Annotated in this window: 16 protein-coding genes; 10 read left to right on the top strand and 6 right to left on the bottom strand. The window is 64.6% G+C overall.

Annotation, left to right across the window (positions count from 1 at the left end):
- Window positions 1-22: 22 nt before the first annotated feature.
- Together RN01_RS14480 and RN01_RS14475 are read right to left on the bottom strand one after the other, a co-directional pair.
- On the bottom strand, window positions 23-3,133 hold the full coding sequence (locus tag RN01_RS14480; protein ID WP_024570464.1) for an efflux RND transporter permease subunit: 3,111 nt from the start codon (window positions 3,131-3,133) through the stop codon (window positions 23-25).
- Between the two features lie 9 nt (window positions 3,134-3,142).
- Window positions 3,143-4,402 carry an efflux RND transporter periplasmic adaptor subunit gene (locus RN01_RS14475; protein ID WP_017513455.1) on the bottom strand — a complete coding sequence of 420 codons (1,260 nt, stop codon included), beginning with the start codon at window positions 4,400-4,402 and terminating at the stop codon, window positions 3,143-3,145.
- Between the two features lie 326 nt (window positions 4,403-4,728).
- Here RN01_RS14475 and hpnD point away from each other — a divergent pair, with 326 nt between their 5' ends.
- Window positions 4,729-5,559 (top strand): presqualene diphosphate synthase HpnD, encoded by an 831-nt coding sequence (hpnD, locus tag RN01_RS14470; RefSeq protein ID WP_017513456.1) that lies wholly within the window; start codon window positions 4,729-4,731, stop codon window positions 5,557-5,559.
- Between the two features lie 59 nt (window positions 5,560-5,618).
- Window positions 5,619-6,881 carry a Zn-dependent hydrolase gene (locus RN01_RS14465; RefSeq protein WP_017513457.1) on the top strand — a complete coding sequence of 421 codons (1,263 nt, stop codon included), beginning with the start codon at window positions 5,619-5,621 and terminating at the stop codon, window positions 6,879-6,881.
- A gap of 82 nt (window positions 6,882-6,963) precedes the next feature.
- Here the strand turns inward: RN01_RS14465 and RN01_RS14460 are convergent, their stop codons facing one another.
- Window positions 6,964-7,341 carry a hypothetical protein gene (locus RN01_RS14460; RefSeq protein ID WP_017513458.1) on the bottom strand — a complete coding sequence of 126 codons (378 nt, stop codon included), beginning with the start codon at window positions 7,339-7,341 and terminating at the stop codon, window positions 6,964-6,966.
- Between the two features lie 261 nt (window positions 7,342-7,602).
- Here RN01_RS14460 and ompR point away from each other — a divergent pair, with 261 nt between their 5' ends.
- The 6 genes from ompR to RN01_RS14430 all read left to right on the top strand — a co-directional run bounded on the left by ompR (window position 7,603) and on the right by RN01_RS14430 (window position 13,567).
- Window positions 7,603-8,325, top strand: a complete 723-nt coding sequence (gene ompR / locus RN01_RS14455) for a two-component system response regulator OmpR (RefSeq protein ID WP_006576352.1) — start codon at window positions 7,603-7,605, stop codon at window positions 8,323-8,325.
- 26 nt (window positions 8,326-8,351) lie between these two features.
- Window positions 8,352-9,701: an ATP-binding protein gene (locus RN01_RS14450; RefSeq protein WP_024570463.1), complete on the top strand. Its 1,350-nt coding sequence runs from the start codon at window positions 8,352-8,354 to the stop codon at window positions 9,699-9,701.
- Window positions 9,702-9,955: 254 nt separating this feature from the next.
- Window positions 9,956-11,245 (top strand): MFS transporter, encoded by a 1,290-nt coding sequence (locus tag RN01_RS14445; protein WP_017514531.1) that lies wholly within the window; start codon window positions 9,956-9,958, stop codon window positions 11,243-11,245.
- A 346-nt stretch (window positions 11,246-11,591) separates the two neighbouring features.
- A complete protein-coding gene (locus RN01_RS14440; RefSeq protein ID WP_008651557.1) occupies window positions 11,592-12,140 on the top strand; it encodes a peroxiredoxin in 549 nt (182 codons plus the stop codon).
- A 121-nt stretch (window positions 12,141-12,261) separates the two neighbouring features.
- Entirely contained in the window at window positions 12,262-12,783 is a 522-nt protein-coding gene (locus RN01_RS14435) for a carboxymuconolactone decarboxylase family protein (protein WP_011516678.1), read from the top strand.
- A gap of 205 nt (window positions 12,784-12,988) precedes the next feature.
- A complete protein-coding gene (locus RN01_RS14430; protein WP_017514532.1) occupies window positions 12,989-13,567 on the top strand; it encodes a GNAT family N-acetyltransferase in 579 nt (192 codons plus the stop codon).
- A gap of 37 nt (window positions 13,568-13,604) precedes the next feature.
- On the opposite strand, the gene ispF is transcribed toward RN01_RS14430, so the two are convergent.
- Window positions 13,605-14,111 (bottom strand): 2-C-methyl-D-erythritol 2,4-cyclodiphosphate synthase, encoded by a 507-nt coding sequence (ispF, locus tag RN01_RS14425; RefSeq protein ID WP_008651554.1) that lies wholly within the window; start codon window positions 14,109-14,111, stop codon window positions 13,605-13,607.
- A gap of 32 nt (window positions 14,112-14,143) precedes the next feature.
- Window positions 14,144-14,968, bottom strand: a complete 825-nt coding sequence (ispD, locus tag RN01_RS14420) for a 2-C-methyl-D-erythritol 4-phosphate cytidylyltransferase (protein WP_024570462.1) — start codon at window positions 14,966-14,968, stop codon at window positions 14,144-14,146.
- 134 nt (window positions 14,969-15,102) lie between these two features.
- Between ispD and mfd the strand changes: the two genes are divergently transcribed.
- On the top strand, window positions 15,103-18,555 hold the full coding sequence (gene mfd, locus RN01_RS14415; RefSeq protein WP_039016681.1) for a transcription-repair coupling factor: 3,453 nt from the start codon (window positions 15,103-15,105) through the stop codon (window positions 18,553-18,555).
- Between the two features lie 54 nt (window positions 18,556-18,609).
- Complete coding sequence (gene argE / locus RN01_RS14410; protein ID WP_024570461.1) at window positions 18,610-19,821, top strand: acetylornithine deacetylase; 1,212 nt, start codon at window positions 18,610-18,612, stop codon at window positions 19,819-19,821.
- A 287-nt stretch (window positions 19,822-20,108) separates the two neighbouring features.
- Here argE and RN01_RS14405 read toward each other — a convergent pair whose 3' ends face one another.
- Entirely contained in the window at window positions 20,109-21,959 is a 1,851-nt protein-coding gene (locus RN01_RS14405; RefSeq protein WP_024570460.1) for a gamma-glutamyltransferase family protein, read from the bottom strand.
- Between the last annotated feature and the right edge of the window lie 20 nt (window positions 21,960-21,979).

Below are 21,979 nucleotides of genomic sequence, written 5' to 3'. Positions count from 1 at the left end.
GCCTGCAGCTACCCCCCAATCCTCAGCTCGTCATCACCCCTTGCCCGCCTTCCGGCGGCCGGACGCGAAACCACGCCGCGTACAGCGCAGGCAGGAACAACAGCGTCAGCACCGTGGCGACGATCAGGCCACCCATGATCGCGGCGGCCATCGGCCCCCAGAAGGTCGAGCGCGACAGGGGAATCATCGCCAGCACCGCCGCTGCGGCGGTCAGCATGATCGGGCGGGCCCGACGCACCGCTGACTCGACGATGGCCTGCCACGGCGGAATGCCCGCCTTGATGTCCTGCTCGATCTGATCAACCAGAATCACCGAATTGCGGATGATCATGCCGAGCAGTGCGGTAATGCCCAACTGGGCGACAAACCCCATCGGCGCGTGCAGGAGCAACAGCGTCGCCGCCGCGCCAATCAGGCCCAGCGGGCCGGTCAGGAACACCATCACCGAACGCGAGAAACTGTGCAACTGCAGCATCAGCAGCGTGAAGATCAGGAAGATGCACAGCGGCAGTTGCGCGGCGATCGACGCGCCGGCCTTGCCGCTTTCCTCCTGCGCGCCCGCGATCGTGATGCGGTAGCCGGGCGGCAGGCTGGCGCGGATCGCGTCGAGCTTCGGATCGATCTGCGCGGTCACGGTCGGGCCCTGGATGCCATCGACGATGTCGGACTGCACGGTAACGCCGAAGTCGCGATTCTCGCGCCAGAGCACGCCGGGCTCTGATTTCAGCGTCACGCGCGCCACCTGCGTCAGCGGCACGGCGCGGCCCGTGCTGGTCGGCACAAGGATGTTGTTCAGGTCCGACATCGTGTCGCGCTCGCTTTTCGGCGTGCGCATAACGATATCGATCAGCTTGTCCGCGTCGCGATACTGGCCAACCGGCACGCCGGTCAGCACCGCCTGCGTGGCGCGGGCAATCGCGTTGGTGGTCACACCGAGCGCACGTGCCTTGTCCTGGTCAAGCTCGAGACGCAGCATCTTCACGTTCTCGTTCCAGTTGTCATTGACGCCGACCGTGTTCGGATTGGCTGCCATGATGGCCCGCACCTGATCCGCCGCCTTGCGCACCCCGGCGGCATCCGGACCAATCACCCGGAACTGCACCGGGTAGGCAACGGGCGGCCCGTTTGGCAGCAGCTTCACGCGGCCCCGGAGTTGTGGGAACTCCGCGGCCAGCACCTGCTCGATGCGCTTGCGCAGCACGTCGCGTTGCTCCGCGTCCGCCGGCATCACGATCAGCTGCGCGACGTTCGACTGCGGCAGGATCTGGTCCAGCGGCAGGTAGAAGCGCGGCGCGCCGGTACCAATGAACGTGGTCAGGCTGCCCACAGCCTTGTCGCGCCGCATCGCCACTTCGAAGCGCTTGGCTTCGGCCTCGGTCTGCACAAAGCTCGTGCCTTCCGGCATCCAGAGTTCAACCATCAACTCGGGGCGGCTCGAATCGGGAAAGAACTGCTTCTCGACGAACTTGAACGCGAACAGCCCCAGCGCGAACGCCGCCAGCGTGACCACAATCACGGTCTTGCGCCACGTGACGCACCAGTTCACCAGCGCACGGAAGCGCGCGTAGAACGGCGTATCGAACACCTCGTGATGGCCGCCGTCGCTCGGACGCGTCTTGAGCAGCAGATAGCCCAGGTACGGTGTGAAGTAGACCGCCGCCAGCCAGGACAACACTAACGCCAGCGCCGTCACCGCGAAGATCGCGAACGTGTACTCGCCAACGGTCGAGCGCGCCAGCCCCACGGGCAGGAAGCCCGCCGCCGTAATCAGCGTGCCGGTCAGCATCGGCATTGCCGTGGACGTGTAGGCAAACGTGGCGGCCTCCATCTTGGAGAATCCTTCCTCCAGCTTGCGCACCATCATTTCGACCGCGATGATCGCGTCGTCCACCAGCAGGCCCAGCGCGATGATCAGCGCGCCAAGCGATATCTTGTGGAGCCCGATGCCGAATATGTTCATGAACAGGAACGTCACGGCCAGCACCAGCGGAATCGTCAGCGCCACCACGAGTCCGGGACGTACGTCGAGCCGTAACGGCCGCGTATGGAGCCCGAGCGAGACGAAGCTCACACCCAGCACGATCACAACGGCCTCGATCAGCACCCGCACGAACTCGCCCACGGAGTGCTTCACGGCCTGCGGCTGATCCTGGACCTGATCCATCTCGATGCCGACCGGCAACTGGTTGCGCAGGCCATCGACCACGCGGCGCAGTTCCTTGCCCAGCGCGATGATGTCCCCGCCCTTCTCCATCGAAATACCCAGGCCGATCACATCCTTGCCGTTGAAACGCATCCGGCTCACCGGGGGATCGACATACCCGCGATAGACGTGCGCGATGTCGCCCAGCCGAATATTGGCGATGCCGTTCGGCCCCCGCAGGACCAGGTTCTTCAGGTCTGCCACCCCGCCAAGCTGCCCGGTGATGCGGATCTGCAGGTTGTCGGTCGGCGTCACGAGGACACCGCTACCCGTGGGATTGTTCTGTTCGGCGATCTGGTTGGCGATCGCGTTGATGTCCAGCCCAAGCTGCGCGAAGCGTGCCTGATTGAACTCGACATAGAGCTTCTCGTCCTGCAGCCCCAGCAGGGACACCTTGGCCACGGCGGGGATGCGCAGCATCTCCTGCCGCACGAGATCCGCGTACTCGCGCAGTTCCTTGTAAGTGAAGCCGTCGGCCGAGAGCGCATAGATCGAGCCGTACACATCGCCGAACTCATCATTGAAGAACGGCCCACGCACGCCCTGTGGCAGCGTCGGCTGGATGTCGCCAATCTTCTTGCGCACCGTGTACCAGATCTGCGCAGTGTCCTTGGCCGGCGCGTTGTCGGCCAGCTGGAAGATCACCGTGGTCTCGCCCGGCTTCGAGAAGCTGCGGATCTTGTCCGCGTATGGCACTTCCTGTAGCTGCCGTTCGATCTTGTCGGTCACCTGCACGGCGATCTGCTCGGCGGTAGCGCCGGGCCAGAGCGCCTGCACGACCATCACGCGGAACGTGAACGGCGGATCTTCGTCCTGCCCGAGCTGGAAGAAGGCCAACAGGCCGCCCAGCAGCAGCACGACGAGCAGGTAGCGGGTCAGCGGCTGGTGCTCAAGCGCCCAGCGCGACAGGTTGAAGCGGGAATGGTCCATGCGCCGCCCTCAGCCCAGGCGCCTATCCAGCGCGGCCAGCGGCGCGCCAGGATTCGAGGCCGGCTGTGCCGGAGCGATGCTCTGCATCGGCCTGACCTTCTGCCCCGGCCTGAGCAGGTGCACACCCGCCGTGACGATGACCTGACCCGGCTTCAGACCACTTCGCACTTCAATCAGGTTGCCGTCGGCGTTGCCAAGCATCACCGGCACCGGGTTGACCGTGCCACCCGTGCCCTTGCCGCCGGAATCCGGTTGATAGATCCAGACCTGATTGCTGCCGTTGTTCTGCAGCAGGGCCGTCAGCGGAATGCGAATCGCGGCACTGTCGCCAGAGCGGACAAAGGTCACCACGGCGGTCATGCCGATGCGCAGGTCAGCCGGCGGATTCGGCACGCTGACACGCGTCGGGTACGTCCGCGTCACCGTATCGGCAGCTGCGGAAATCTCGCGAACCCGTCCCGGCAGCACGCGATCCGGTTCCGACCAGGTGCGAATCGTGACTTCGGTAATGCCACGCAGCATGTCGACCTGATCTTCCGGCAGGCCGATCGCCACTTCCTTTTCGGCCGTCTGCGCCACACGGATCACCGGCTGGCCCGGTGTCACGACCTGCCCCACCTCGGTGTCGATCGCGGTCACCACGCCATCGGCGTCGGCGGTCAGCACCGCATAGCCGGTCTGGTTCGCCTGATTGCGCAGATTGGCCTGGGCCTGCTCCAGCTTCGAAGCAGCCGAATCGTAAGTGGCCTGGCGGCGGTGCTGCTCGGCGGCACTGATAAATCCCTTGGCCGCGAGTTCGTTGTAGCGCTTGAGATCGGAGGCCGCGAGATCGCGGTCAGTCTTGGCCGCGTCGTACTGGGCACGCGCGCCGGCTTCCGCCAGCCCCAGGTCGGTCGGATCAAGCCGGGCCAGCGGCTGACCCTTGCGCACAGTGGCACCCACGTCCACCAGACGGGCGGCGATCTTTCCGCCCACGCGGAATCCCAGGCGCGACTCCACGCGCGGGCGCACCTCGCCGGAGAATTCAAAGGCCGTCTTGCCCGTTGCCGGGTTCAGTTGCAGCAACCGCACCGGCCGCACGTATTCGACCGATTCCGCCTGCTTGCCGCAGCCAGCCAGCATCAAGGCAGTCGAAAGCGCAAGCACGGCCAGGCCCGCTGCGATAGGCCGGGCGGCACGGCGTCCGCGCCGACGTTCCGGCAGCGGCGCGAGAGAACGAACTTCAGCGTCTACGGCCGCAACTTCCGGCCCGGCGTAATGCACTGGCATGGACAAGCGATATCTGGTCGGTGGAACGGGTGCAGCCGGTGGCCCTCGCCTGACGGCGAGCGACTCTCTGGAATGCGTCTTTGGGATAACTTTCAGGTATCTGCGCGGATGCCTGGGGCCAAGGGAAGAAATTAATAACTGGCCGGTCAGTAATATACTGATCACCCTCGAGTGCGTCAAACGGCGGATGACGAACAGGCGTATCGTGCGACGAAAGGTCCGCAGGCGAGCGTCAGCGGGCGCCTGAAGGCGCCGGCGGCTTCGCCCGGTGCTACAATCCGCGCCTTTGGCGCCGCCCCCGCCGCCCCACATTCAAAGAGATTGGCGTGACGCCCGATCAGTATTGCCAGGACAAGGCCGCCCAGAGCGGCTCCAGCTTCTACTACAGTAGCCTGCTTCTCCCCTCCGACCGCCGCAACGCCCTGACCGCGCTGCAAGCCTGGCGCCAGGAACTCGATGCCATCGTCAACGAGAACCATGACGCCGGCGTAGCCCATCAGCGCCTGGACTGGTGGCGCGCGGAATTGCGCCGCCTGTACGACGGGGGGGCAGCCCACCCGGTCAGCCAGGCGCTGCAGCCGCATCTGGATGCGCTGCCGCAGGCCGAAATGGCGGAGATGCTCGCCGCCACCGAGATGGATCTGGCGCAATCGCGCTATCTGGACGAGATCGGCCTGCTTCGATACTGCCGCGCCTCTGGCGGCACATTCGGCAAGCTGATGGCTCGCGTGCTTGGCCACTCCGACCCACGCACGCTCGACGCCGCGGAACAGCTTGGGCTGTCCTTGCAGCGGGTGCGCATCGTGAAGGATATCGGTGGCGATGCGCGCCATGGCCGCATCTATATTCCCGTCGATACGCTGCAACGCTTCGAAGTGCCCGCCGCGGACATCCTCCAGTCGCGCCATTCGGACCGCTTCGTCGCGCTGATGCGGGAACAGGCCACGCAAGCCCGCGCGCTGTACAGCGAGGCACTGGCTGCACTGCCACGCGCCGATCGTCGGTCTCAGCGTGCCCAGCTGGCTTTCGCGGCCATTCAGCACGCTCTTCTGGACGAAATCGAAGCCAGCGACTTCCAGGTCCTGAACCAGCACATCGATCTGACGCCGATGCGCAAGCTCTGGATTGCCTGGAAAACCTGGCTGAAGAATGGCTAACCCCCGGCTTCGTTCTGCTTTTCTGCCTTTCTGCTTTCCGCCCTACTGTCGTTGACGCCATGACCATCGCCACCCCTTCCCTCGGCCAGTCGATCCTCGAACGCGCCGAAGCCCTTGCCCGCTTCTCGGATATGGAGGACGGCCTGACCTGCGCCTATCTGACGCCCGCCCACCGCCAGGCACAAGCGCAGTTGGCACGGTGGATGGAGGATGCCGGCATGACGGTACGGATCGACGCGATCGGCAACGTGATTGGCCGTTACGCGGCCGATTCGGCCACGGCCAATCCGAAGGTGCTGATGACGGGCTCGCACTTCGACACGGTGCGCAATGGCGGCCGCTATGACGGCAGGCTCGGCATCCTGCTGCCAATTGCCGTCGTTGGCGCGCTGCGCGATGCCGGCATCCACCTGCCCTATCACTTCGAAGTGGTTGGATTTGCCGAGGAAGAAGGCCTGCGTTTCAAGACCAGCTTTCTGGCCAGTAGCGTGCTGGCGGGGCGCTTCGACCCCGCGCTGCTCGACCGCGCTGACGTGGATGGCGTGACGATGCGCGAGGCGCTGGCCGACTCCGGCCTGCCCGGCGCCGGCGACATCGACGCCTTGCGCGCTGCGGCGGTCGATCCGTCGACACTGGCTGGCTTTGTCGAAGTCCATATCGAACAGGGCCCGGTGCTGCTCAATCGCGGATTGCCGCTCGGCATCGTGACCCAGATTGCCGGAAGCAGCCGCTTCCAGGTACGTGTAGAGGGTCTGGCCAGCCATGCAGGCACCACGCCGATGGATATGCGCCGTGATGCCGCGACGGGTGCCGCCGAGATGATCCTGCTTGTAGAGTCGCGCTGCGCCCAGGTGCCGACGCTGGTGGGCACGGTGGGCCAGCTTCAGGTGCCGAACGGGTCAAGCAACGTGATTCCGGCTGCGTGCGTGTTCTCGATGGACATTCGCGCCGGCGAAGACGGCATCCGCGAGGCCGCCATCGCCGATATCGTCGCCGGGATCGAGCGGATTGCCGCAAAGCGCGGCCTGAAGGCCAGCGTGGAGCGCGTGACGCCGGTCAACAATGCACCCTGCGCGCGATGGCTGATGGATCAATTCGGCGCGGTGCTGAAAAAGCGTGGCCATGAAGTGTTCGAACTGCCTTCAGGCGCAGGCCACGATGCGATGATGATGCACCGCATCATCGATGTGGCGATGCTGTTCGTCCGATGCGGCAATGGCGGTATCAGCCACAACCCGCTCGAGACGATCACCGAGGAAGACGCGCAACAGGCAGCCGAAGTCTTCGTGGACTTCCTGCGGCATTTCCGGGTGAAAGACTGAGCGGACTGAGCGGACTGGGCTTCGGGGGGGCGCGGTACGGCAAGGCCGCGCAACGACGCCAGGATCACCCTGAAGCGGTTGCTCAGCCGCCTTGGTACATCTCGCGGCTGAGATCGTAGAGATTCTTGCGTAACGTCTTGCGCTCGTCGGGCGACAGGCGGGGATTGCCACCGCGCTGACCCTGCCGCGTGGCGCGGTCGGCCATGTCCCGTTCGGACTCGGCCTTGTCGGACCGCCGGCCGGACGGGCGACCCCGCTCCGATGCCTGGCCGTTGCCGCCCTGGGCGCTGGATGAGGACTGGCTTTTCGATGTATGAAGCAGATGTGCCATACCCGCCGACTGGGCCAGCGCCACGCCGGATGCAGCCGTAATCAGCAGGGTCAGGCCAGCCAGACATGCTGCTCGCGCGTACGTCGCGCGCCGCAGGGTATGCCCAGGCCGGATTCGCTTCACTTTCATTGGATAATGGCGGTTTCGACGGCACCCCGACCGCCTGCCATCCAGCATCAACTGGGGGGAGGCTGCGTGGCCCCTGCCGTCGACAAGGGGCGCGGGATGCCCGTGGTGGCCGTTCCTGAAATTGGACCGAAAATCGGCATCAGGAATACGGTTTGCGGAGTGTAAATGCACAAAAGGTGCACGCCGCCATACCACAGGGTAAAGTATGTAACGTTTTGTTAAGCCATTTTGAGCGAAAGCGATAGTCGCTAAGATACCGCCATGGAAAATACCAGCCACAAGATTCTCGTCGTGGACGACGACCCGCGCCTGCGCGATCTTCTACGCCGCTATCTCGGCGAGCAGGGCTTCACGGTCCTCGTGGCGGAAAACGCCACGGCCATGAATAAGCTCTGGCTGCGCGAGCGTTTCGACCTGCTGGTGCTGGACCTGATGATGCCGGGCGAGGACGGCCTTTCCATCTGCCGCCGCCTGCGAGGCGCCAACGACCAGACCCCGATCATCATGCTCACCGCCAAGGGCGAAGACGTGGACCGTATCGTCGGCCTGGAAATGGGCGCGGACGACTACCTGCCCAAGCCCTTCAACCCGCGCGAACTGATCGCGCGGATTCATGCCGTGCTGCGCCGCAAGGGTCCCGCCGAAGTGCCTGGCGCCCCGTCGGAAACCCCGGAAACGTTCGCTTTCGGCGATTTCGTGCTGAACCTGGCCACGCGCACGCTGACCAAGAACGACGAGGAAATCACGCTCACCACGGGCGAGTTCTCGGTGCTCAAGGTTTTCGCGCGCCACCCGCGCCAGCCGCTCTCGCGCGAAAAGCTCATGGAAATGGCACGCGGCCGCGAGTACGAAGTCTTCGACCGCAGCCTGGACGTGCAGATTTCTCGCCTGCGCAAGCTGATCGAGCCGGATCCGGGTAACCCGCGCTTCATCCAGACGGTCTGGGGCCTGGGTTATGTCTTTATCCCCGATGGCGTGAAGTAATTCCGGTCGCACCTCACAGCTTCATCGTGGCGACCGCTCTCGGCCGTACCGCAACGCGGTTCTTTGGTTCGCTCTTCTGGCGAACCTTCATGCTGATCGCCCTGTTGCTGGCGATCTCGCTGGGTATCTGGTTCCAGAGCTACCGGCTCTTCGAACGCGCGCCGCGTGCCCAGCAGATCGCCATGCAGGTAGTCAGCGTGGTCAAGCTCACCCGCGCGGCCCTGCTCTACTCGGACCCGGCTCGTCGCCGGTTCCTTCTGCTCGACCTCGTCCAGAACGAGGGCATCAAGGTCTATCCGCGCGAGAAGGACGATGACTTCGCCGCGCCCACGGCCAACCCGTTCCTGACACAACTCGTACAACAGGAGATTCGCGGCCGCCTGGGCGAAGACACGGTCATCGCGACCACGGTCAACGACATCCCCGGCGTGTGGGTCAGCTTCGAAATCGAAGGCGACGACTACTGGGTCGCCATCAGCCCAGAACGATTCGAGCGCGTGCCAGGCATCCAGTGGCTCTGGTGGAGTATCGCGGCGCTGATGCTGTCGATCATCGGCGCGGCATTCATCACCGCGCGCGTCAACTATCCGCTCAAACGACTGGCCAACGCCGCCCGCCAGATCGGGTCCGGTGGCGATCCGCCGCCGCTGCGCGAACAGGGCGCAAGCGAAGTGGCGCAGGCCAACCGCAGCTTCAACCAGATGGTGCATGACCTGCGTCAGCTCGATGACGACCGTGTGGTGATGCTGGCAGGTATCTCGCACGATCTGCGCACGCCGCTCACCCGCCTGCGGCTGGAAACCGAAATGTCCCCCGTGGACAACGTCACCCGCGACGCGATGATCGCCGACATCGAACAGATGGACGCGATCATCGGCCAGTTCCTGAACTATGCCCGGCCAGGGCAGGAAGTCGTGGAACCGGTCGATCTGTCGACGCTCGTGCAGGAGTCCGTTGGCGTCTATGCCGCGCATGACGACGTGCGCATCCACGTGCGATCGAACGGCCCGGTGATGGCCATGGCCAACCGCATGGAAATCCAGCGCATTCTCGACAACCTCGTGGAGAACGCGCGGCGCTACGCCAAGGACGAAGAGACCGGCATGGCCGAAGTGGAGATCTCCACGCGCGTCGAGGACAAGGATGCGGTGCTGGTCGTGGCGGACAACGGCATGGGCGTGCCAGACGAAGAGCTGTCGCTGCTGACGCGCCCGTTCTACCGGCTCGACGCCGCCCGCAGCGAGGCCAAGGGGGCCGGCCTGGGCATGTCCATCGTCAACCGCATCCTGCAGCGCAACGGCGGCAGGCTGGTCCTTGCCAACCGCCCGGCCCCCAAGTCCGGGCTGGTGGTCAGCGCAATCTTCCGGCGCGCCTGAGCGCCATCTCGAGAAAATCGCCGCGAATGTATTCGATGCGGCGCATTGACAGGTTTTCGACAGCAAACGATAGGGTTTTGTAAGCTTGTTGACAGGCGATTGACAGCGATTCGGCGCAAACTTCCGCCCATCGACAGGTCCGATGCATACCGTTGCATCCCTAGCCATGGCACCGCCTGCCGCAACCCCAAACGCCCTGGCTGCCCACACCGAAAACATACTGCCGGCCAACCGGCGGTGATCGAGAGACAGCCATGTCCAGCACTACCCAGTCACAACACGGATTCCGCACCGTGTTCCGCGTTGTCAGCGGCAACTTCCTGGAAATGTACGACTTCATGGTCTATGGCTTTTACGCCGCAGCCATCGCTCATACGTTCTTTCCTTCAGATAATGAATTCGCATCGCTGATGCTCTCGCTGGCCACGTTCGGCGCGGGCTTCCTGATGCGACCTTTGGGCGCCATCATCCTGGGCGCCTATATCGATCACCACGGCCGTCGCAAGGGCCTGATCCTCACACTGATCCTGATGGCGGCCGGCACGCTGCTCATTGCCGTGGTGCCAGGGTACGCGACGATCGGCGTGGCCGCACCGCTGCTGGTCCTGTTCGGACGTTTGCTGCAGGGCTTCTCCGCTGGCGTGGAACTGGGCGGAGTTTCGGTGTATCTGTCCGAGATCGCCAAGCCTGGCAAGAAAGGCTTTTACGTGGCATGGCAATCGGCCAGCCAGCAGGTAGCCGTGATCTTCGCGGGCCTGCTCGGCGTGATCCTGCACGCCACGCTGGCGCCGGCGCAGATGGATAGCTGGGGCTGGCGTGTGCCGTTCCTGATCGGCTGCCTGATCGTGCCGTTCCTGTTCATCATCCGCCGCTCGCTCGAGGAGACCGAGGAGTTCCGCACGCGCAAGCATCGCCCGAGCGTGAACGAGATCTATCGTTCGATGCTCGACAACTGGGGCATCATCATCGCCGGCTGCATGATGGTGGTGATGACCACGGTGTCGTTCTACATGATCACGGCCTACACGCCGACCTTCGGCAAGACCGTGCTCAAGCTCGACGACGTGGACAACCTGATCGTCACGATGTGCGTCGGCCTGTCGAACTTCATCTGGCTGCCGCTGATGGGCGCAGTGTCCGACCGCATTGGCCGCAAGCCGCTGCTGGTGTTCTTCACGATCGCCACGCTGGTGACCGCCTACCCCGCCGTATCGTGGCTGGTGGCCGCCCCGTCGTTCGAACGCCTGCTGATGGTGGAACTGTGGCTCTCGTTCCTGTACGGCAGCTATAACGGCGCAATGGTCGTCACGCTGACCGAAGTCATGCCGCCCGCCGTGCGCACCGCTGGCTTCTCGCTGGCATACAGCCTGGCCACGGCACTGTTCGGTGGTTTCACGCCGGCGATCTCGACCTACCTGATCCACGCCACGGGCAACAAGGCCGCGCCGGGCCTGTGGCTGATGTTCGCCGCCGCATGCGGTCTGGTCGCCACGATCATCATCTTCCGCACACGTCGCGAGCAGTCCGCGCTGAGCGCCGCATAACATCACGCGGCACGTGTCGCGCGTCACCTGACGCCACACGCCGCCTTCACATTCCTGCCATCTCGCATAGCAGGCAAGCGTGAAGGCGGCGTGACCCGTTTCAGATCCCTCTGAATTTCTACGGTGTCCCCGTCAGGCGCGTCCGCGCATGGCATACTCCCCCGTGCTTCGTCTCTCCCCCTAGGCGCTGCCTATCGGGCTGTTTGAGAATATCAATTGGCCGCAGCGCCTCCGACGACGCATAATCCCCTTTTGTTGCACTCGCACAAGTGACATTTCCATTGCATTAGGGAACTCGCCATGCGAATGCGCGCCTCATTCTGTTCAACCGTATCAGGAGAAGTGTATGAAGACCGTTGGTGACAAGCTCGAAGCCTTCCACGTCGTTGGCGTCAAGCCCGGTTTCAACAACCACGAAGAGAACGGCCAGTCGGCGTTTGAAGACATCACCGAAAAGTCGTTCGAAGGCAAGTGGAAGGTCATCTACTTCTACCCGAAGGACTTCACGTTCGTGTGCCCGACCGAAATCGTGGCCTTCGCCAAGCTGAACGGCGACTTCGCCGATCGTGACGCGATCGTGCTGGGTGGCTCGACCGACAACGAGTTCGTGAAGCTGGCATGGCGTCGCGAACACAAGGACCTGAACAAGCTGAACCAGTGGCAATTCGCCGACGTGACCGGTTCGCTGGTGGATCAACTGGGCGTGCGCGACCAGGCCGCCGGTGTTGCGCTGCGCGCCACGTTCATCGTCGACCCGGACAACACGATCCAGCACGTTTCGGTGAACAACCTGAACGTCGGCCGTAACCCGGAAGAAGTCCTGCGTATCCTGGACGGTCTGCAAACGGACGAACTCTGCCCGTGCAACCGTGCAGTTGGCGGCGCCACGCTGTAATCGGCCTGCCTGCCAGTCGCCTCGAGCAAACTGGCGCATCAAGCGTGGAAGGGCCAGCGCCCTTTCACGTCGAAACCCGCCCCGCGCGGGTTTTTTGAGCCCTCGACGATAGGAGAAATAAATGGAATTCCTCAGCACGATCAAGAATTTGATCCCTGACTATGCAAAGGACATCCGTCTGAATGTGGACGGCACGATTGCACGCTCGTCGCTGGAAGGCAACGACGCGGTTGGCGTGGCGCTTGCGGCCGCTTTTGCCGCCAAGAGCAAGGTCCTGGTCGATGCCATCCGCAATGCGAACGTGCTGTCGCCGGAAGAAGTCAACGGCGCGCTGACGGCCGCCGCGCTGATGGGGATGAACAACCTCTGGTATCCCTACGTCGAGATGGCCGAGGACCCCGATCTGGCCAGCCAGCCCGCCGGCCTGCGCATGAACGCCTACGCCACCCATGGTGGCGTGGACAAGCGGCGCTTCGAGATGTACGCGCTGGCCGCATCGGTCATCGGCAAGTGCCATTTCTGCATCAAGTCGCACTACCAACTGCTGAAGACCGAGCAAGGCATGACTGCTCAGCAACTGCGCGACGTGGGCCGCATCGCCGCGGTGATCGGCGCTGCCGCGAATGTGATCGCTGCCGAGTAATCTGGAAGGTACGCGGGTAAATCACCTGCGTGACGGATGCAAGCCGGCGCGCACCCTCACGGGTGCCGCCGGCTTTTCCATTGCTGCGCGGCGAACGTGAACACGCACGCATCGTGGAAGTGTCACACATCAGACATCGTTGTACCGATGCATTTGTGCACTGGACGGCCTACAATCCACCCAAGGCCACGTCACCGTTACCGCCATGAGCACCCTGCCTCCGCAAAATTCACCTCGCTTCCGGTTTCGCCTGGCGGCGACCTACGACTGGGGCGACATCGCCGCCGTCACGCAACATGCCTACGGGCAATATGAGCTCGAAATCATGGAAGATTGTCGCGCGTCGTTCCAGCGCGGCATGCAGTCCGTGCTGGCCGCCAAGGACAATCCGGACATGGAGTGGTGGGTCGCGGAGACCGACCACGGCATCAGCGGCGCGGTGCTCTTCTGCCACCCCGACGCAACTGTGCCGGCCCTCGACGGCAGCATGATCACGCTCACGCAGCCCGAAGCGCGGCTGCTATCGGTCAGCCCGCAGGCGCGGGGACTTGGACTTGGGCACCGCCTGATGCAGATCTGCATCCAGCGTGCGCGCGACATCGGGTCGAAGACGCTGGTCTGCCGCACCATGCCGGAAATGGATTCCGCCAACCGTCTGTGCCAGCAGATGGGATTCGAGAAACGCACGGAGGCCGGTGCGCGTCACGGCGCGATGGCGCGGCTGATCGACTACGTCTATCCGATCACCACCGAAACGGCGCAAGCTACAGCGCCGAAGGCCTGACGGCCAACGGCGCGATTTCAGACTTCAGGCGACAAGCTCAGTCCTGGGCGTCGCCGTTGCGGCGGTAGATCAGTACCGCCGCCTGCGCCACGATCCCCTCCTCCTTTCCTTCGAAGCCCAGTTTCTCGTTGGTCTTCGCCTTCACGTTGCAGCGCGTGACGGGCAGGCCGAGATCTTCCGCGAGATTGGCCACCATGCCGCCGATATGCGGCGCCAGCTTGGGCTTCTGCGCGATGACCGTGGCGTCGACGTTGCCGATCTCGTAACCCGCTTCGCGAACACGACGGGCCGCCTCACGCAGCAGTACCCGGCTGTCGGCGCCAGCGAAATTCGGATCGGTATCGGGAAAGTGACGACCAATATCGCCCAGTGCCGCGGCACCGAACAACGCGTCTGTCACGGCATGCAGCAGCGCGTCGGCATCGGAATGACCGAGCAGTCCGCGGTCGTGCGGAATGTCCACGCCACCGAGGATCAGCTTGCGGCCCGGCACCAGGGCGTGCACGTCATAGCCTTGGCCAATGCGGATATCGAACGGGTTCAATGCGGCTCCTTTGTCTGGATGGATCACGTTTGTCACGTGTTGGAAGTCGGTGTGCCAGTGCGCAACAGTACGTCCGCCAGCGCGAAATCCTCGGGGTACGTCACCTTGAAGTTGCGCAGCGAACCATTGACCAGGCGCGGATGCAGTCCAAGCCGCTCGATCGCGCTCGCCTCGTCGGTCACCACCGCGCCCGCGGCCAGCGCATCCTCCAGCGCATGGCGCAGCACGCCGATTCGGAACATCTGCGGTGTCTGGGCTTGCCACAGTCCTTCGCGCGGCACGGTGGCGCCGATGCGGGCAGCGGCGTCGGCACGCTTGAGCGTGTCCGGCACCGGCACGGCAAGAATGCCGCCGATCGGCTCGCTGGCGGCATCGTCGGACTCGACAGCGCGCACAAGTGTGTCGATCATCGCGGGCGTCAGGCCGGGCCGGGCCGCATCGTGCACGAGCACCCAGTCGGTATCCACTGCGCCCATGGTCCCAAGATGATGGAGACCGGCGAGTACCGAGGCATGGCGGGAATCGCCGCCTACGAACGCTGTATCGAAGCGGAGCCCGGCAAATGCGGCGGCGCCGAAACGGGACTCGAGCGGTATGTCGTCTGGGGCCAGCACCAGCGCGGTGGCGCTGATGGCGTCGCAAGCGGAAAAGGCGGCCAGCGCATACCAAAGCATCGGCCGTCCGGCCACGGTCTGGTACTGCTTCTGGATGGGGCCTCCGGCACGACTGCCGGTACCGGCACAGGGAATCAGGGCGAAGCGGCGATCTGACACGGATTTGCGGGAGATGGAATATCGGAAACCGGCCGGCAAACCGGCCGGGGTGCATTCTATAATACGGCCCTCGCCCGCCGCCATCTGGCGCTGCCGATGCAGTGGGCATGAACCATGATCCTCGCCCGTGAACAGCCCGGGCCCAGCCCGTCACAGGGCAACAACGGGCCCTCGCAAACGCCGGCGGGGTGTTGTCGTTTCAAGCGCCTCTGCTGCCAATGCCTGACAACCACGCCGCTTTTCCGTTCGCCAGCTTCCCCTTGATCAAACCGGGTCTGCGTCATGCCGTCAACGGCCTGACCGGTTCCGCCGACGCGCTCGCGGTCGCCGCCTATGCGCGGCAACATCGCCGCAGCGCGCCGATGGTGGCCGTCGTCTGCGCCCATGCCGTCGATGCGCAGCGTCTGGCCGAAGAGATCCCCTGGTTCGCCCCGGAACTGCGCGTGCGTCTGCTGCCCGACTGGGAAACCCTGCCGTACGACAGCTTCTCGCCGCACCAGGACCTGGTCTCCGAGCGTCTGGCGACCCTGCACGACATCCAGGGTGGTCAGTGCGACGTGATGCTCGTGCCGGCGTCAACCGCCCTCTATCGGCTGGCGCCACCCGCGTTCCTGGCGGCCTACACGTTCTTCTTCAAGCAGGGGGCCAAGCTCGACGAAGCGGCCTTGAAGGCGCAATTCACGCTGGCCGGCTATGAGCACGTGAGCGCCGTGATGCGCCCCGGCGAATACAGCGTGCGCGGCGGCCTGATTGACCTGTATCCGATGGGGTCGGCCCTGCCGTACCGGATCGACCTGTTCGGCGACGAGATCGAAACCATCCGGGCATTCGATCCCGACTCGCAACGCAGCCTTTATCCGGTCAAGGAAGTCCGCCTGCTGCCCGGCCGCGAGTTCCCGCTCGATGAAACCGCGCGCACCGCCTTCCGGGGCCGCTGGCGCGAACTATTCGAGGGCGACCCGACCAAATCGCCGATTTACAAGGACATCGGCAATGGCGTGCCGTCGGCCGGTATCGAGTACTACCTGCCGTTGTTCTTCGAGCAAAGCGCGACGCTGTTCGACTATCTGCCCGAGGGCACCCAGCTTGCCTTCTCGGGTAATGTGGACGAGGCCATTCGCCGCTTCTGGGCCGACACCACCCAGCGCTACAACTTCATGCGTCATGACCGCGAGCGGCCGCTACTGCCGCCAGCGGACCTGTTCCTGTCGGAAGAACAGTTCTTCGTCGGCGCAAAGCCGCTGGCGCGACTGGTACTGCAGCGGGATGCCGCGCCTGCCGACGCGCCCGCCTTCGCCGGACACCTGCCCGATGTATCGGTCAATCGACGCGCTGAAGATCCGCTGGTCAACCTGGAATCGCTGCTGCTCAACAAGGCCACGCGTGTGCTGATGTGCGCCGACTCGGCTGGCCGCCGCGAGACGCTGTTGCAGTTGTTCGCGGAAAGTGGCCTGCGTCCGATGATCGTCGACGACTTCGCCGCCTTCCTGGCGGGCGATTCGCATTTCTCGATCGCGGTGGCACCGCTGCAGACCGGCTTCGCACTGCCGTCGGCGCAGATGGCATTCGTGACCGAGGCCGAACTCTACGCCGGCACGGCACGCCGCTCGGGCCGGCGCAAGCAGGAACAGGCGAGTACCGTCGATGCGATGGTGCGCGACTTGGCCGAACTCAAGATCGGCGACCCCGTCGTGCATAGCGAGCATGGCATTGGCCGCTACCAGGGTCTGGTCACGCTGGACATGGGCCAGGGCGACGAGGAATTCCTGCACCTGGACTACGACAAAGGCAGCAAGCTCTATGTGCCCGTGCATCAGTTGCATGTGATTTCACGCTATTCGGGCGCCGATCCGGAGACAGCCCCGCTGCATTCGCTGGGAACTGGCCAGTGGGACAAGGCCAAGCGCCGCGCCGCGCAGCAGATCCGCGATACGGCCGCCGAACTGCTGAACCTGTACGCGCGCCGCGCCCTGCGCGAGGGCTTTGCCTTCCCGCTGCAGCCCAGGGACTACGAGGCGTTTGCCGAGAGCTTCGGCTTCGAGGAAACGCCTGACCAGGCCGCGGCCATCGCCGCCGTGATCGCCGACATGACGTCGGGCAAGCCGATGGACCGGCTGGTCTGCGGCGACGTCGGCTTCGGCAAGACCGAGGTCGCGCTGCGCGCGGCGTTCGTGGCGGTGCTGGGTGGCAAGCAGGTCGCCATGCTCGCGCCAACCACGCTGCTGGCCGAGCAGCATTTCCAGACCCTGTCCGACCGTTTTGCCGAGTGGCCGGTGCGTATCGTCGAGTTGTCGCGTTTCAAGACGAAGAAGGAAATCGACGCCGCGATCAAGCAGATCAACGAAGGCACCGTCGATATCGTGATTGGCACGCACAAGCTGCTGTCCGACGAGGTGAAGTTCCAGCGCCTGGGGCTCGTGATCATCGACGAGGAACACCGCTTTGGCGTGCGTCAGAAGGAAGCGCTGAAGACACTGCGCGCCGAGGTCGACGTGCTGACGCTGACCGCCACGCCGATCCCGCGCACGCTGGGCATGGCACTGGAAGGTCTGCGCGATTTTTCCGTGATCGCCACCGCGCCGCAGAAGCGACTGGCCATCAAGACCTTCGTCCGACGCGAGGAAGACGGCGTGATCCGCGAAGCCATCCTGCGCGAGCTGAAGCGCGGTGGTCAGGTCTACTTCCTGCACAATGAAGTGGAGACGATCGAGAACAAGCGCGCCAAGCTGGCCGAGCTGGTGCCAGAGGCCCGTATCGCCGTGGCCCATGGCCAGATGCACGAGCGCGAACTCGAACGCGTGATGCGGGACTTCGTCTCGCGCCGCGACAACATCCTGCTCTGCACGACGATTATCGAAACCGGCATCGACGTGCCGACAGCCAACACCATCCTGATCCATCGCTCCGACAAGTTCGGTCTGGCGCAGCTTCATCAGTTGCGCGGCCGTGTGGGCCGTTCGCACCACCAGGCCTACGCATATCTGCTCGTGCATGATGTCGAGGGGCTGACGCGCCAGGCGCAACGCCGGCTGGAGGCCATCCAGCAGATGGAGGAACTGGGTTCCGGCTTCTATCTGGCCATGCACGATCTGGAAATCCGTGGCGCCGGCGAGGTGCTGGGCGACAAGCAGTCAGGCGAAATCCACGAAATCGGATTCCAGCTTTACACGGACATGCTCAATGCCGCCGTGAAATCGCTGAAGGCTGGCAAGGAGCCGGACCTGATGGCACCGCTGGCCGCCACCACCGAGATCAACCTCGGCACGCCTGCCCTGCTGCCGAACGATTACTGCGCGGATGTCCACGAACGCCTGTCGATCTACAAGCGCCTGGCCAACTGCGAGGCCAGCGAGCGCGTCGACGACATCCAGGAGGAGCTGATCGACCGCTTTGGCCGGCTGCCCTCGCAGGCGCAGGCATTGATCGAGACGCACCGGCTGCGTATCGCCGCGGCGCCGCTGGGCGTGCGCAAGATCGACGCGGGCGAAGCCACGGTCAGCATGCAGTTCGTGCCGAATCCGCCGATCGATGCCATCCGCATCATTGACCTCGTGCAGAAGAATCGGCATATCAAGCTGGCCGGCCAGGACAAGTTGCGTATCGAGGCAAAGATGCCCGACGTGGCTGCCCGCGCGCAAACCATCAAGCACACGCTGCGCCAGTTGGCCTGATGCCGGGCCAGGTGTACGATCAAACCCCCAATGAATCAGACGTTCCAACGCCCCATGCCAGCCCAACCCGACAACCGATCCGCCGCCACCAATGCCCCCGCGCGTGGCAGCGCGCTCGAATGGACCGAGCGCCTGGTATCGATGGATACCACTTCCCGCCATTCGAATCTGGGCCTGATCGAGTCCGTGCGCGACCACTTCCTGGCCAAGGGCCTGCGCCCGCATCTGAGCTACAACCCGCAGGGTGACAAGGCCAACCTGTTCGTGACGATTCCGGCAGCCGATGGCGCCACCAATGGTGGCATCGTGCTGTCCGGGCACACGGACGTGGTGCCCGTCGACGGGCAGAACTGGACCACCGACCCGTTCAAGCCGGTGGTGCGCGACGGCAAGCTCTACGGTCGCGGCACCTGTGACATGAAGGGGTTCATCGGCACGAGTCTGGCGCTGCTGCCGACCATCCTTGATGCCAGGCTGCGCGAGCCGGTGCACTACGCGCTGTCGTTCGACGAAGAGATCGGCTGCATGGGCGCGCCGTACCTGCTGGCCGAACTGCGCGACCGTGGCATACGCCCGGCGGGCTGCATCGTCGGCGAGCCGACCAGCATGCGCGTGATCGTGGCGCACAAGGGCATCAATGCCTACCGGTGCTGCGTAAAGGGCCAGGCGGCGCACTCGTCGCTGACCCCGAAGGGCGTCAATGCGATTGAGTACGCCGCGCGCCTGATCTGTTTCATTCGCGATATTGCCGACGAGTTCAAGGCCAATGGCCCCTACGACCGGGCCTTCGACGTGCCGTTTACGACCGCTTCGACCGGCACGATCCAGGGCGGCATCGCGCTGAACACCATTCCAGCCGAGTGCGAATTCGTCTTCGAGTTCCGGAATCTTCCTGGCGTGGATCCGGAAGCGATCCTGGCGCGCATCCAGGCCTACGCGAACGATGTGCTGTTGCCGAAGATGCGCAACGAGCATCCGGATGCCGGCATGGCCATCAGCAAGATCGCTGCCGCGCCTTCGCTCGATGCCGCCGAGACCGATGCCATCACCCAGCTCGTCCGCGCGCTGACCGCCGACCGCGATACCAACAAGGTGGCCTACGGCACCGAGGCTGGCCTGTTCCAGCGCGCGGGCATTCCGGCCGTGGTGTGCGGCCCCGGCGATATCCAGCAGGCGCACAAGCCCGACGAGTTCGTCTCGCTGGATCAGCTTGCCGCGTGCGAGACCTTCCTGCACAAGGTGGTGGATAGCCTGCGCGTCGCCTGATTCAGCCCCGTGAAAGCGGGGCCACGGACAGGGCAAAGACCAAGACCAAAAAACGGGGTCACAAACGCCGGCCCGCAAAAAGAAAAAACCCGCGGCACCGGGAGGTGCAGCGGGTTAAGTTTCCATTCCGGAAACGGGTAGACAAGTCATGAAGAGCGCCCCCGCATCTCCATGACGGTTTGAATAGTAGCCACCGAATCGCCCCCTCGGCTTGACGCAAGTCAAGCGCCAGACAATGGCGAAGCTGGTGTCACAGATTCGTACAATCCCCCTCCTTCCCGCCCGCTTCAAGGCCTGACGGTGTCGCCCAGCACCACACCCTCGCGCCGTGGATCGGTACCGCCTTCCAGCCGGTCGTCACCCCCTGTCCGGGGACGCAGTATCGTGTTCACGCCACTTGGCTGGGCCCGTAGCGAAATGCGATGGCCAAGTGCCCTGAGTCCCTGGACCAGCGAGTCGCTGGCGCCGTCGTTGGTCGTGTTGATATGTGGATGCTCGCCGCCGAGCGTCGTGACTGGGCTGTTACTGGCGCCGAAGTCGACCAGACCGGCCGACTGCTGCGCGTCGAGCCCCCAGTCGAGCACCCCGAGCAGCGTCTTTACCACGTACTGCGGTATCGCCCCGCCGCCCGGCGAACCGGTCGCCATCAGGAAATCTCCGATCGAGCCATCCGCGCCCTTGCGGAATACCAGCGTCGGCGCCATCGAGCTGCGCGGACGCTTGCCCGGCTCCACACGATTGGCGACGGGCTGGCCTCTGGCGTCCACCGGCGTCGCGCTAAAATCGGTCAACTGGTTGTTGAGCAGGAATCCGTGGGTCATATGAAACGACCCCATGCTGGCTTCGACCGATGTGGTGGCGCTGACCGCATTCCCCTGCGCGTCGACGATCGAAAAATGGTTCGTTCCATGTTCCGCCTGCGGCACAACGCCCAGCAGCGCGCCGCCCAGGTTACCGGCCACGGCGGTGCCCATGGAGCGATGCCGATCGATCAGCGCCGCTCGTCCACGCAGGTATCGTTTGCCCAGCAGCGCATCCGCGCTACCACCCGGCAGCGGCACGAAATCGGGATCGGCCACGTACTTGTCACGATCCGCATAGGCCAGCCGCTCGGCCTCGCTGACGAGGTGCACACTCTGTACGGATGGCTTGCCGCCCTCCCCGTCGACGGCGGTCGGTCCGAGTTCGGCCAGATCGAAGTTCTCCAGAATCCCCATCACGGATGCCACAGTGATACCGCCGGCGGGTGGCGGCGCACCGCAGATCCAGAACCTGCGGTAGGCCATGCAGACCGGTTCGTGCCGCTTCACCGTGTAAGCCGCCAGATCGGCCAACGTCGTCTTGCCTGGCGTGATGGGCCGGCCATCGGCGCCCGTCGTGGCCGCGATCGACGCCACGATGCCTTCCGCGATCGGCCCCGTATAGAACGCATCGGCACCCTGGCTCGCCAGGGCCTGCAGCGTCCGCGCGTAGGCGGGATTCCTGAGAACCGTACCGATTGCCTTCGGCTTGCCATCGGGATCGAGAAAATACGCGCGCGCCTCGGCATCGCGCTTGAGGCCATTGGCATTCGTGGCAATCGCCTGCGCCAGTCGCCCGCCGATTGGGAAGCCGTTCGTCGCCAGTGTCACGGCGTCGTCGAACAGCCCCGGCCAGGGCAGCTTGCCATGCTCCCGCTGTACGCGCTCGATCAGTCGGGGCACGCCGGGCGTGCCAATGGAGCGGCCGCTGGATCGAAGATCGGGCTTTGGCGAACGCCGGTCCCTGGCATCGTCGATGTGAAGCAGATAGTTCGCGCCAGCCGATGCCGGCGCAGTCTCCCGGCCGTCGTAGGCCTGCACGGTCCGCGTGGTGGCGTCGAAATAGAGCAGGAAGCCGCCTGAACCCAGTCCGGTGGCCTCCGGCACCGTGAGCCCCAGCACCGCCTGCACCGCCACAGCGGCGTCCGCGGCGGTGCCGCCCCGACTGAGCACCGCGCAACCCGCCGCACTGGCGTACGCGTTCGAGGTCGACACCATATACGACCGGGCATGGATCGGCTGCATTCCCTTGCGGTAGCCGCTGGCGGGCTCCGGCGCGGCAGGATCGCCCGGCAGGTTCGAGCCGACCACCACGGTGCCGCCATCATCGGCAAGCACCTGGCAGGCGCCTTCGGCGC

This window comes from Cupriavidus sp. SHE (assembly GCF_000812445.1).
Classification (GTDB): domain Bacteria; phylum Pseudomonadota; class Gammaproteobacteria; order Burkholderiales; family Burkholderiaceae; genus Cupriavidus; species Cupriavidus metallidurans.
Note: the sequence above shows the minus strand (reverse complement) of the source record. Positions and strands in the feature narration are given on the sequence as shown.

Coding starts and splice junctions, on each gene's coding strand:
- RN01_RS14480 (WP_024570464.1), bottom strand. CDS start 3,133: ATGGACCATTCCCGCTTCAACCTGTCGCGCTGGGCGCTTGAGCACCAG.
- RN01_RS14475 (WP_017513455.1), bottom strand. CDS start 4,402: ATGCCAGTGCATTACGCCGGGCCGGAAGTTGCGGCCGTAGACGCTGAA.
- RN01_RS14465 (WP_017513457.1), top strand. CDS start 5,619: ATGACCATCGCCACCCCTTCCCTCGGCCAGTCGATCCTCGAACGCGCC.
- RN01_RS14460 (WP_017513458.1), bottom strand. CDS start 7,341: ATGAAAGTGAAGCGAATCCGGCCTGGGCATACCCTGCGGCGCGCGACG.
- ompR (WP_006576352.1), top strand. CDS start 7,603: ATGGAAAATACCAGCCACAAGATTCTCGTCGTGGACGACGACCCGCGC.
- RN01_RS14445 (WP_017514531.1), top strand. CDS start 9,956: ATGTCCAGCACTACCCAGTCACAACACGGATTCCGCACCGTGTTCCGC.
- RN01_RS14440 (WP_008651557.1), top strand. CDS start 11,592: ATGAAGACCGTTGGTGACAAGCTCGAAGCCTTCCACGTCGTTGGCGTC.
- RN01_RS14435 (WP_011516678.1), top strand. CDS start 12,262: ATGGAATTCCTCAGCACGATCAAGAATTTGATCCCTGACTATGCAAAG.
- RN01_RS14430 (WP_017514532.1), top strand. CDS start 12,989: ATGAGCACCCTGCCTCCGCAAAATTCACCTCGCTTCCGGTTTCGCCTG.
- ispD (WP_024570462.1), bottom strand. CDS start 14,968: ATGGCGGCGGGCGAGGGCCGTATTATAGAATGCACCCCGGCCGGTTTG.
- mfd (WP_039016681.1), top strand. CDS start 15,103: ATGCCTGACAACCACGCCGCTTTTCCGTTCGCCAGCTTCCCCTTGATC.
- argE (WP_024570461.1), top strand. CDS start 18,610: ATGCCAGCCCAACCCGACAACCGATCCGCCGCCACCAATGCCCCCGCG.